General features: G+C 47.6%; 10 protein-coding genes. 2 read left to right on the top strand and 8 right to left on the bottom strand.

Annotated elements, in window-relative coordinates; genetic code table 11:
- The 8 genes from B3D59_RS08250 to B3D59_RS08280 all read right to left on the bottom strand — a co-directional run.
- Positions 1 to 1048, bottom strand: a 1048-nt coding sequence (locus tag B3D59_RS08250; protein ID WP_286818909.1) for a cache domain-containing protein, incomplete at its 3' end; no start/stop codon positions are given.
- A 176-nt stretch (positions 1049 to 1224) separates the two neighbouring features.
- Positions 1225 to 3699 (bottom strand): bifunctional acetate--CoA ligase family protein/GNAT family N-acetyltransferase, encoded by a 2475-nt coding sequence (locus B3D59_RS08255; RefSeq protein ID WP_286818911.1) that lies wholly within the window; start codon positions 3697 to 3699, stop codon positions 1225 to 1227.
- A 14-nt stretch (positions 3700 to 3713) separates the two neighbouring features.
- Positions 3714 to 4646, bottom strand: coding sequence for a universal stress protein (locus B3D59_RS08260; protein ID WP_286818912.1), 933 nt, complete (start codon positions 4644 to 4646; stop codon positions 3714 to 3716).
- A gap of 62 nt (positions 4647 to 4708) precedes the next feature.
- Positions 4709 to 5689 carry a universal stress protein gene (locus B3D59_RS08265; RefSeq protein ID WP_286818913.1) on the bottom strand — a complete coding sequence of 327 codons (981 nt, stop codon included), beginning with the start codon at positions 5687 to 5689 and terminating at the stop codon, positions 4709 to 4711.
- 208 nt (positions 5690 to 5897) lie between these two features.
- On the bottom strand, positions 5898 to 6431 hold the full coding sequence (locus tag B3D59_RS08270) for a hypothetical protein (protein WP_286818914.1): 534 nt from the start codon (positions 6429 to 6431) through the stop codon (positions 5898 to 5900).
- A gap of 495 nt (positions 6432 to 6926) precedes the next feature.
- Entirely contained in the window at positions 6927 to 7961 is a 1035-nt protein-coding gene (gene msrB / locus B3D59_RS08275) for a peptide-methionine (R)-S-oxide reductase MsrB (RefSeq protein ID WP_349676879.1), read from the bottom strand.
- A gap of 220 nt (positions 7962 to 8181) precedes the next feature.
- Positions 8182 to 8370 carry a M23 family metallopeptidase gene (locus tag B3D59_RS18465; RefSeq protein ID WP_414646526.1) on the bottom strand — a complete coding sequence of 63 codons (189 nt, stop codon included), beginning with the start codon at positions 8368 to 8370 and terminating at the stop codon, positions 8182 to 8184.
- A 13-nt stretch (positions 8371 to 8383) separates the two neighbouring features.
- Entirely contained in the window at positions 8384 to 8893 is a 510-nt protein-coding gene (locus B3D59_RS08280) for a hypothetical protein (protein ID WP_286818916.1), read from the bottom strand.
- Positions 8894 to 9093: 200 nt separating this feature from the next.
- Here B3D59_RS08280 and B3D59_RS08285 point away from each other — a divergent pair, with 200 nt between their 5' ends.
- Positions 9094 to 10542 (top strand): sigma-54 dependent transcriptional regulator, encoded by a 1449-nt coding sequence (locus B3D59_RS08285; RefSeq protein ID WP_286818917.1) that lies wholly within the window; start codon positions 9094 to 9096, stop codon positions 10540 to 10542.
- A gap of 438 nt (positions 10543 to 10980) precedes the next feature.
- Positions 10981 to 11400, top strand: a complete 420-nt coding sequence (locus tag B3D59_RS08290; RefSeq protein ID WP_286818918.1) for an arsenate reductase ArsC — start codon at positions 10981 to 10983, stop codon at positions 11398 to 11400.
- Positions 11401 to 11586: the final 186 nt, after the last annotated feature.

Here is an 11586-nt window from a genome sequence, read left to right on the forward strand (position 1 = left end):
GGTTGTTGATTTCATGGGCAATGCCTGCCGCAAGTTCGCCAATGATGGCCAGTTTGCCGCTTTCCACCACCTGCTGGTTCATGGCTTGATTATCCTGGTCTGCTTTTGCGATACGTTTGACAAGGTTTCTGGAGAGTGTAAAAGAAACTGACACTATGGCGGCACATCCGAGCATGAATATGATGAGGGTGAGTTCTTGGGCTTTCCACATATCCCTTAATGCATCCCCGGTATCCTGGCGGAACACCATGAGCCAGTCCACTGTCTTAAACAGGGCCAGGGCATACAGGTAGGTTTTGCCCTTGTCATTTTTATGCTTGAGAATGCGTGTTTGCTTGCCGTTGAAGATGGTTGGATCCGCAATAAATGAAGGAACGATTTCCATGGTTCCCGAGCGGGGGCGGGTCTGGAGCTCTCCCTTTCCATTGACAATGACGGCCGTACCTGTCCTGCCGATCTGGACGTTTTCCACCAAACTGTTAAACGTTGTAACATTAATGGTGGATCTTAATATATACGTGCGCCCCTGGGCTGACAGTTTGACTGCCAGGATAAAATGGGGATGGCCGCGAAGCCCTGCAAATACATCGGAAATATAATAGGGGCTCTCTATGGCATTTAAAAACCAGGTCGCCTCGCTGTAATCGGCATTGACAAGGCGGAAAGGCCCTTCGTAGGCAAACTGAACACCATCTGAATCCACAAGGCCCAAATCCGTAAATACATCTCCGTATTTATCATTCAGTTCAGATAGTTGTGATGTCAGAAACTGCTGGGCCACCTCCGGCTCGGTTATGGACAACTGCCGGGCCAGGTAGCGGATATTCCCCAGTTTTTCTTTGAGAAACGTATCGATGTTCTGGGTGTGCTTGAGGACCAGTTCACCGACATGAGCGCTGATCTTTTCAGAATAAGCCACATGAAACCGCCAGCACAGAATGCTCAATGTCAGCATCATGGGGATAATGGAAACCAGCAGGATTCGGATTCTGATATTTCGGGTCAGTACCTGATAAAACGCTTTTCTGTCAGCTATGGGTTCGTTCATAATATCTATGGCTCCTGTGAGGCCGTTTTGTTCGGCTTAAGTTTTTATACACAAGAATATCAAGATATATGCCAACTGAAGAAAAGTGATGAAAATAGGGGTTAATGTCTTGAAATGATACGAGAACTTAAAAAAAGTGACGGGTGGTCAAAAAGGCTGTCACATGTCACACTTTTTTACAGTGTGTAAAGATCCAGCTTTTCGATGTCAATAATGAGTTCAATTTCGTTTGAAGCCGGGCTGCTGGCTTTTTTAAATCCGAGTTTGTCGGCAAGGCGAAGCATCTGCCTGTTTTCACGCAGCACCACACCGAATACCCGTTTCAAGCCGTATCGTTTGGAGAATGCCAGGCAGGATTTCAAAAGCGCTGCCCCGATCCCCTTGCCCTGCCAGGAATCCGCCAGCATGATGGCAAATTCACCCTCCGTGCCGCTGGCGGTGAATATAATTCTGGCGCTTCCAATAATTTTCCCTCCGGATTGGGCGGGAAATAGAGCCACCAGCGCAACTTCCCGGTCATAGTCAATCTGGGTCAGTTGGATCAGCATGCGTTTGGACAATTGTTTAAGCGGTGTGAAAAATCGTAGATATACGGTTTGGATTGACAGTTTTTCAAAAAAGTCCTGCATGGGTTTGGCATCTTCGGGCTTTACCGGACGGATCAGCACCTGTTCGCTTTCCTGGGTGGTATACAGCTGTTCCTGCCAGGCCGGATACGGACTGATGATCAGGTGATCCGGCGCTGCTACCGGAGAAGCAGCCAGGTGGATGCAGGCGTTAATCGACAGAAGTTGCCCATGGGTGACCGCTACAGGATTCATCTCCAGTTCACGGATCTGTGGAAAATCGGTGACCAGACGGCTTACGCGTATTAAAAGGGTTTCCACAAGATCCTGGTCCACGGCTTTGAACTGACAGTGTCCTTTTAAGGCTTTGGCTATTTTTGTGGATCTGATGATCCGGGCAGCAAGGGCTGAATTTAAAGGCGGCAGAGTCAGTGCAGTATCCTGGTAGACCTCAGACATCGCACCGCCCAGGCCGAATTTAATGACCGGCCCGAACTGAGCATCAAGTTTGGCACCGACATAAAGTTCAAAGTCCGGTACCACAGTCAGACCGGGTTCTTTGGGGCTTACGGGTATGCCGTAGGCCTCCAGGACCGTTTTTGTATCAGCGTCACTTAACAGGGACCGGTCGTTTTTCAGATCGGATTCAATCGTTGATCTGGCCTGCTCATGGTTGATCTTCAGCTTGATGTCGCGCCTGACCGGTATTTCGCTGAGCATGTCGATATTGCGGCTGTGCCTGTACAATCCCACAAATGCGCTGACTGCTTTTTCCGGGGTGTCATAGGTCAGTATTTCGTTTTCCCTGAGAATCTGCCGGGCGTTGTCCATGCTTGCACCGCCCAGCCAGACCGTAAATACAGGACAGGACAAGGAAGAGATCCGGCTCGCCAGGATTTGGGCAATGTCAGCCGGGGCAACGTGATCAACTGGTGAATGGATCATGAGGATGCCGTCTACCTCCGGTGCCTGGGCTGCAATGGTAACGGCCCGGGCAATCTGGGCACAGGAGGCATCTGCCAGGACATCTATGGGGTTGGTTTTGCTCCATGCTTTTTCAAGGGATGTCCCCAGGGCCTCAATGGTTTGAATGCTCAGCACCGCAGGCTCAAGACCAAAGGATGAAAGGGCATCCACCGCCATTACCCCCGGACCGCCGGCATTGGTGACAATGGCCAGTCGTCTGCCTGTGGGGCGCTGCTGTCTTGCCAGAATCCGGGTAAAGTCAAACAATTGCTCAAAGGTGTCCACCCGCAGGATACCTGCCCGTTGAAAGGCAATGTCATAGACTGCATCTTCTCCGGCAAGTGCGCCTGTATGAAAAGAGGCAGCCCAGGCACCGGCGGCCGACCGGCCGGATTTCAGGCAGATAATAGGTTTGATTCGGGAAACTGCCCGGGCTGCGCTCATAAAGCTTCGGATTCGGGTCATGTTTTCCATGTACATAATGATGCTGTCCACGCCCCGTTCCTCGCCCAAATAATCGATCATGTCGGCAAAATCAACGTCCAGCATGGATCCTAAACTGACGATATGGCTGAAGCCCAGATTTTCTTTTTCAGCCAGATCCATGACCGAAGCGCACACGGATCCGGATTGGGACAAAAAGGCAATTCGTCCCTGGGCCGGGGTGCCCGGCATATGGGATGCATTCAGGTTCGACGGGGGATGGGCGATCCCAATGCAGTTGGGGCCGATGATGCGCATACCGCTTTGCCCGGCCGCGGCCTTGATCTGTATTTCTATCCTGGCCCCCTGGTCTCCTGTCTCCCTGCCTCCGCCACTGATGATCACAGCACCTGCGGCCCCTTTCTCTGCGCACGCCTCAATGATCTGGGGAACCTGATTGATGGGTGCCGTCACAACAGCCAGGTCCACAATCCCTTCAATGTCGCGGACATTTTTTGTGGCAGGCAGATTCATAATTTCGGCATGATCGGGATTGACAGGATAGACAGCTCCGTTAAACCCGCCCTCAACGAGGTTGCGTATCAGGGTATGACCCACCCGGTTCTGTTGTTCACCGCCACCGATCACGGCAATGGATCCGGGATTGAATATTCTGGATAAATTTTGCGTACCCATTCTCCCGTCCTGTATCATGGAATCAGCCAAATCGTAAATTTTCTGGATGCGTAAATAATTTTTCTGGGGATTCGTCCCAAATCGAAAGCCTCAACGTCCGACACACCCTTGCGGCCTAGGACAATGGTGTCGCACTTTGCCGCCCGGGCCGTCTCCAGTAGAGCGCCTGCCCGGCTTTCAGCCCCCTGGATAAGACGGGTTTCGATTCGGTCGTCCGGGATTCCTCCCTGGGTGAGGTTCTCTTTTGCCTCGGTGAGGGCATTTTCGAGTTTGCATTTGGCCTGAATCGACATGTCTACAAAGGGGTCCTTTCCTTCAGGTACTGAATCTGTAACAGTGGTGCGCATGATCGCGCATAGAAGAATACGACAGTCTGTTTTTCCCATTATTTCGGCCGTATACTGGATCGCGCGCTTGGATCCTGCGGAACCGTCAACCGCGATGCACAAATAGTGCTGAATCTGACGGGTTCCGGCAATAATCAAAGGAATTTTATCTGCTTTTTCCACCAGCTTGGCAGCAACGCCACCCATGGTTACGCCCATAATGGAGTTTGCATTTCCTCTTCTGCGGATCACAAGCGTGTGGTACTCATTACTTCCGATTTCGTTGAGAATGCCCCTGGCAACCCCCTTCTCCTGCTTGGAAAGCTTGACCTCGATATTTGCCGGTACATAACCGGCAGTTATCATTTTTTGGCGCGCTTCTTTGAGAAATTCGGTCATTATGGTTTTCTGGCCCATTTCCCACGCTTTAACCTGGGAGACGGCAATCTTGCCGAAGGAATTTTGGTTCAGGTCATAATAGGCTTCGGGCACGGGCGTTGTTATGTTAAATAAGGTCACCTGCCTGGTTTTAAAGGGGGTGAAGCTGCACAGATAGTCAACGGTCCTTTTTGAACGTTTTGAGCCGTCAAGGGTAACTAATATTCTTTTCTCGTCAGACATGAGGACCTCCTTTGGAAACCCCCGGGCCGGTTGATTGGACCCGAACCCGGGGGGTGCTTTGTTTAATGGATGATATCCGGGCCTAGACGAAGCACCGGCACCGGGCTGTGGCGGAAAATTTTTTCTATGGTGCTGCCCAGGGTAAATCTGGCCGAACGGCTGCGCCCCCTGGGGCCTAGAACCAGGATGTCTGCGCCGATATCCTGTGACGTCGAAAGAATCTGTTCGTGAGGTACACCCGAATCAATGGAAATATCTATGCCTTTAATCCTGTCAAGTCCGGCTGCCTTTATCTGGTCGGCCAGAAGATCATGCCGCCGCTGTTTTTCCTTTTGCAAAAATTGTTCTAGGTCAAATGCGTTTTCAGGAATATAGTGGGACTTTACCCAGGAGATCTCCTGGATGCTGATACAGTTGAATGCATGCAGTTTCGCCCCACTGATTTTTGCCACCCAGCCGGCCTTGGCCAGAATATCCGGGGACCAGGGCGAAAAGTCTACAGCCGCCATCACCGTGCGGATCTTTCCGGCTTCGGGTGTGGCCTTCCCTGAGGCCATGCGTTTGAAAACATTTTTGTCCCTGACGCTGAGCAACGGGGCTGTGCAGTAACGGAACACATATTCGGCAGCACTGCCGAACATGAAATTGGACAGGTTGGACCGGCCCTTATTTGCCATGACAACAAGGTCCGGGTTGATGCGTTCAATCATGTCAAGAATTGCATCTGCAGGATGTCCCGTTGAGACCCGAATATCTATTTTGCTTGAAAATTGCGGGCATCGTTCCATGATCAGTTTATTGATCAGTGCATTAATTTCGGCTTTCCGGTTTTCTTTGAGGTCTTCCAGATATTCCGTTGTATCTTCCCTGCAGTGGTATATTGTCCCTGTCATGAACACCGGGGTGACCTCCCTTAGGGGAATAACGGAACAAATGGTGACCTTGATATCTCCCTGTTGTGCCAGGCCTAATGTATAGCCCAGAGTCATGGGCGAATAGTCGGACAGGTCTACGCAGGCCATGATGGTTTTGATGTCAGTCATTGGTTGCTCCTTAATCTTGGGGGAATCAGGTGTTTTCCCATTTGAAAAAACAGATCCTGTTCCCGGATTACCCTTCTAAGTAACTAATTTTTTTCTTTTGATTTTAGTTGTTTGTAAAATTGGGTTCAGTCCCAGCTGAATGGGACGCTATCAACCATTAAGACGTTTATGGGTTGTTTCATATTATATTGCTCCTATTTAAATTTTTTTACACACGGCCTGTGACTGCTGTTATGGCCGAATAAATCAGGCACCACTGGACAGGCACAGATATCAACAGGACGCTAATCGCCCGGGCTTTGGACAGACCGCAGCTTTGTCTGAATCCCGTATAAACCAACCAATATTTCCACGGCTCCGTAAACCAGAGCATGAAGGGCAGCCATGAGATGAGCATGGTGATCCCGGACGCATAGGCATAAAGCCCGAACACCAGGGAAAAGCCCCGGCTTTCGCCGCTGATCATCACCATGGTGCAAAAGCCCGTGACGGAGCTGATGAGCACCATGCCTGCCGCATTGATAAAATAGATCAATGCCATGACCGAAGGAGATTGGGGGCCTGGACCTGTAAGAAGTCCTGCACCGGCATAAAATCCGGCACACAGGGCTGTAAACCCCAAGGCCCGGCCCAGGGTGTGGACCGCAGGCAGATCTGCAAAAAACAGGACCGGTTCGATGAGAAGCCGGATTACACCCTGGCTGTAAAATTTTAATGCCGAAAGTGCCCCTGGTGTATTCATATTATCCTCCTTAGGAGAAAAGACTTGTTCTGAAAGGCTTTTCACCGGACTGTCCTCCATAACCCTTTGTTTAAAACAGCTTGCTTATAAGCCCTGCGGCGAGCATGATCAGTGTCATGTAAAAAAACACCATAAAGGGTTGGCCTGGGTGGATTTGTCCAGGGTTGAAGAAAAGAAGTAGAAGCTGACTCCCACAACAATAATAAAAGGGATCATGGGAAAAAAGTCATATTAATAAAAATTGCTCTTTTCAGCCACTGTCTGTTTTGTTTTAATTTGTTCAAGATTTTCCCCTTTGTTGGTTGTTGAAAAAAAGGTTCTCTTGTCTGGAACTACATGTAGCAACTATGATGCCGGATAAAAACCAGGGCTAAAAAAAATTTAATATATTGAAATTAAAGATGATATTTGTTTTGTTATCAGCGCCCCGGCGAAAGTTTAAGTTTAAGTTTGTCGATAGGTTTTTCAATCTGTAAAAAAGGCTGACATATAGAATTATTGTTCAAATAGCTTTGTGTATTGAGTATAACCTTCTTTTTCAAGGTCTTCTTTCGGGATAAAGCGAAGTGCCGCTGAGTTAATACAGTATCGAAGACCTGTCGGCGCCGGACCATCATCAAAAACATGACCGAGATGGGAGTCGCCGTTTTTGCTTCTGACTTCGGTTCGGGTCACAAATAAACTCCGGTCCGATTTTTCCACAATATGGTTCGATTCCAAAGGCCTGGTAAAGCTTGGCCAACCTGTCCCGGAATCAAATTTGTCCAGAGAGCTGAAAAGCGGCTCTCCGGATACAATATCCACGTAGATGCCTTCTTTTTTGTTATCCCAGTATTCATTATTGAATGGGGGTTCTGTGCCCTCGTTCTGGGTAACATTATATTGAAGCGGGGTCAGTTTTTTTTTGATATCGGGTGCCTCTGGTTTAGACCATGCCGATGTTTTTGGAAGTGTAGATACTTTGTGTAGGTCCGGTGCAGAATCGGGCAGATTTCCCCAGGCTTTTTTCAGAAACTGGTCACGTCCGGAACCCAGTCGGTAAAATTTGTACTGGCTGGGATTTTTTTTTGCGTAATTCTGGTGATATTCTTCAGCCGCGAAAAAATTTTTAAACGGGGTGATTGATGTGACAACCGGTTTTTGAAAAACGCCTGAAGCGTCCAGCGCCTTCTTGGATTCCAGGGCTTTTACTTTCTGGGACTCTGTGTGATAAAAAATTTCAGAGCGGTACTGGTCGCCCCGATCTACAAACTGACCATCGGCATCTGTTGGATTGATATGTCGCCAGAAAATATCTAAAAGCTGTTCATAGCTGACCTGTTCAGGATCAAACTGCACCTGGATCGCTTCTGCGTGGCCGGTGGTTCCGGACGACACAGAATGATATTCCGGCTGCATGTCATGTCCGCCGGTATATCCGGATGTAACTTTTATAACACCGGGCACTTTTTCAAAGTCTGTTTCAGTACACCAGAAACATCCGCCGGCAAATGTGACCAGTTCCAGGTGCTGATTTTCAGTTGTTTTCATTTTTTTAACCTCCATATCCGGGTTTGGGGAAAAGAGTTCAGAGCTGAAAAACCAAATGAGTGATACCAGCGAGATGATTATGATAAAAACGTATTTCATATTGATTCTCCTTTTTTTTCTGGTATCTTGTCTGTCCATTCCACCAAACATAATCACGAATGAATCATAAAAAAAGGACGGAAGAAAAAAAGAGCGCGAATCGCATTTTCCCAAACGCGTCTCACCGGATCAATTGGTCGCTTGTCTTCTCGAACATGGGCATCGGATCCACAAACTGGCCCTGCACAGATATAGACAGATGCAGGTGAGGACCCGTGGCTCGGCCTCTACAGCCGGATCGACCGATAATCTGTCCTTTGTTTACAATATCCCCCTGAATAACGTCGAATTTATTCAGATGAAAGTACAAGGAGATGACACCGTTACCATGGTCTTCTTTCCGCTTTTATTCGCTCAAGTTCAACAGTGGGAGGGGTCACCATCTTTGACGGAAGGTTCAGCTCCTGGCGGGGATATGTTCTGGCAACGATAAGTATCCACCGTTGCCGGACGGTTTCTTTTTCTCCTGCCCAGGCCCGGATCAGAAGTTTTTGGCGACCTGGCTTGGTGGTAAGAATATCTGTACCCAACATGGCAATCGCCACATGACGTCCATTCCACACGGAGACTGACGGTATAAATTCCCGATCCATCCAGCGGACAGAAATCCTGTCAAAGGCCTGGGCCGATGTCAACCGAACAAGAAAAGGCTGACCCATGCCCGTCTGTTTTGGATGGGCGAGGAGGATCGCCTCTTTGCCGCCAGTGTTGGTTTCTGCCTGGCTGACGGCCGTTATCATAAGGAGAGTAACGAATACAACAATGCAGGATCTGATACTCAATGCGAGAGTTTCTATTCCATCAGTTTCAAAAAATTTTACATACTTTATCATAAATAGCTGTTGCCATTATGGCAAGTCTTGGATGGTTTTCTCTAAGAGAGCGTTCAACATAATATGGGAGTCTTATCATCAATCACCCGGGAGGTTACAAATATATAAAAAGCATTGCGTTTTTCCCTGGGATTTTTTAATAAGAATTTAAAGTTCCTTTTTTAGCCGGTCGCGTTGGGGACATATCAGGCCGAAATAGTGTGACAATAGATAAAGGCATAACAACGCTTTTGAAAAAACTTCATTTTATCCTCAAGCAGGCAGATGCCTTAAAAGGCATCCAAGACAACCTGTCATCTGTTTATCATATTGATTCCAACCGGCAATTGAGTGCGGCTCTTCAGGTTTTCCGCCGCAGTCGTCCCGAGTTTGTATTTGTAGATATTGAAATCCTTCAGCAGGCTGCTGCCGAAAGCAACTACAAGGCGGTTTTCCAAACCATCAGTTTGGTCTGTCCCAATATCAGTATTATTGTCATGGCCACCCCCAAATTGCTGCCGGAGGCCGTAAAAATTGTTCATGAAGGTGCGGCATCCTATCTGACCTATCCCCTGCTGCCTGATGAGCTTCGGCTGGTGATCAACAGCATCATTGAACAGACCCGGGCGGAATCGGAACTGGATTATCTCAGGGAGCAGGTCTGGCAGGAGGACGAGTTTGAACTGCTCCATACCAAAAGTGCGGCCATGAAAACAGTGTTTGAAAACATTCGTGCTGTGGCTGCCACCAAGAGTACCGTGCTTTTAACCGGTGAAACCGGCAGCGGCAAAGGGTTTACGGCCCGACTTATTCACAGGCTTTCTTTAAGAAAAAACGAGCGGTTTATTGAGGTCCACTGCGGGGCGATTCCGGATACCTTGGTAGAAAGCGAAATGTTCGGCCATGAAAAAGGCGCGTTCACAGGTGCTATTAAGCGTAAACTGGGTAAATTTGAGATTGCCAGAAACGGTACCATTTTTCTGGATGAAATCGGCACCATTACCCCGCCGGCACAAATCAAGCTGCTCCAGGTCATCCAGGATGGTGTCTTTCACCGGGTGGGCGGAGAAGAGGATATTCAGTCTGATGTGCGTATCATTGCCGCCACCAATATTGATTTAAAGCAGTTGCGCGATGACAAGCTTTTTCGTTCGGACTTGTATTACCGCCTGAATGTATTTCCTGTGGAACTGCCGCCTCTCAAGGAAAGAAAAGAGGATATCCCACAACTGGCGGAACTTTTCCTGGCAAAACTCAACACCTTTCATTCCAAGGATATTGCAGAGGTGCACCCCAAGGTTCTTGAGGCTTTTTTAGCCTATTCATGGCCAGGTAATATCAGGGAACTGGAAAACATCCTGGAACGGGCCTATATTTTAGAACAAACATCCATCCTCAGGCCACAAAATTTTCCGGTGGAGCTGTTTACATATCCGCCTAAGCCTATGCCCGGTACTATTAATCATAATTTAACCCTTTCAGAAGTCAGGAAGATGGAACTTGGCAGGATTGAACATAATTACCTGGACCTGCTCTTAACAACATGCAATGGGAAAATAAATGCTACAGCTGCAGCTGCCGGTATCACTACCCGACAGCTCCATAAATTGATGAAAAAGCACGCCCTGTTCAAGGAAAATTATAAAAACACAGGGGAACCCCGGGCATAAAGAAAGTCGTAAAGCCACCGCCCAAAGAGAGGCGCGATGGTAAATTAATTCCTTTTTCTAAAATATTTGAAATTACCGATCATTGAAGGCTTCCAATAACAGCCATGGGCTGACCTGACATATCAACTGCCAGGCATACCCCACAACAAAGCTTGAAAGATCTGTGTAACTTACTCAGATTTTCTTATAAAAAATTATGAGAAAGCAACTTTTAGATATGCAGGGTAGTTCGCTAATACAATTCTTATAATATTAGTTTATATTTGCCTCAGGTTATTGATCTCGTTTGGGGGGTCTAAAAGAGCCATTTGGGCTCGCGCCATTTTGTGTTTTTTTATATATGACTGAAAAGCTTTCAAATAAAGCATTTCTGTCAATTTCTCCCGGCGCTGTCCCGGCAATAATTTTTTGGAAACTTATATTATAATGGATATCAAGATGAAAAAAAGTGTTTTATTTGTTTGCATTCATAATTCGGCCAGAAGTCAGATGGCAGAAGCTTATTTGAAAAAAGCAGGTTCAAAAAAATTTGAGGTGTTCAGCGCTGGTCTTGAGCCTGGAAACCTTAACGCTGTAGTTGTTGAAGCAATGAAACAGGATGGTATTGATATTTCAGGAAACCGGACCAAATCGGTTAACGAATTTCTGGATGCCGGCGTAAAATTTGATTATGTAATCACCGTATGTGATGAATCATCCGCAGAGCAATGCCCTGTCTTTCCTGGAAAGGGAGAACGAATGCACTGGGGCTTTGAAGATCCCTCGGCGCTTGAAGGGACTTTTGATGAAAAAATCATAAGGGTAAAACAGATCCGGGATCAAATCCGATCCCGGATCGATAGCTGGCTTGAAGAATGAATGTTTTATAATAGCGGTATGTTAACACATTAGACATAGACATTTTGTAACGTTGTAAAAATAATTCGGAGTGAATCATGTCTTTCGATGAACAGAATAATGCCATAGAACGTGAACCGATTTCAGCGAAACAACAACGTTCCACGCAGTTTGACCTGGATTCTTCGGAATTGTTCCTGAACAGGG

Source organism: Desulfobacter sp. UBA2225 (assembly GCF_002348205.1).
Lineage (GTDB): Bacteria > Desulfobacterota > Desulfobacteria > Desulfobacterales > Desulfobacteraceae > Desulfobacter > Desulfobacter postgatei.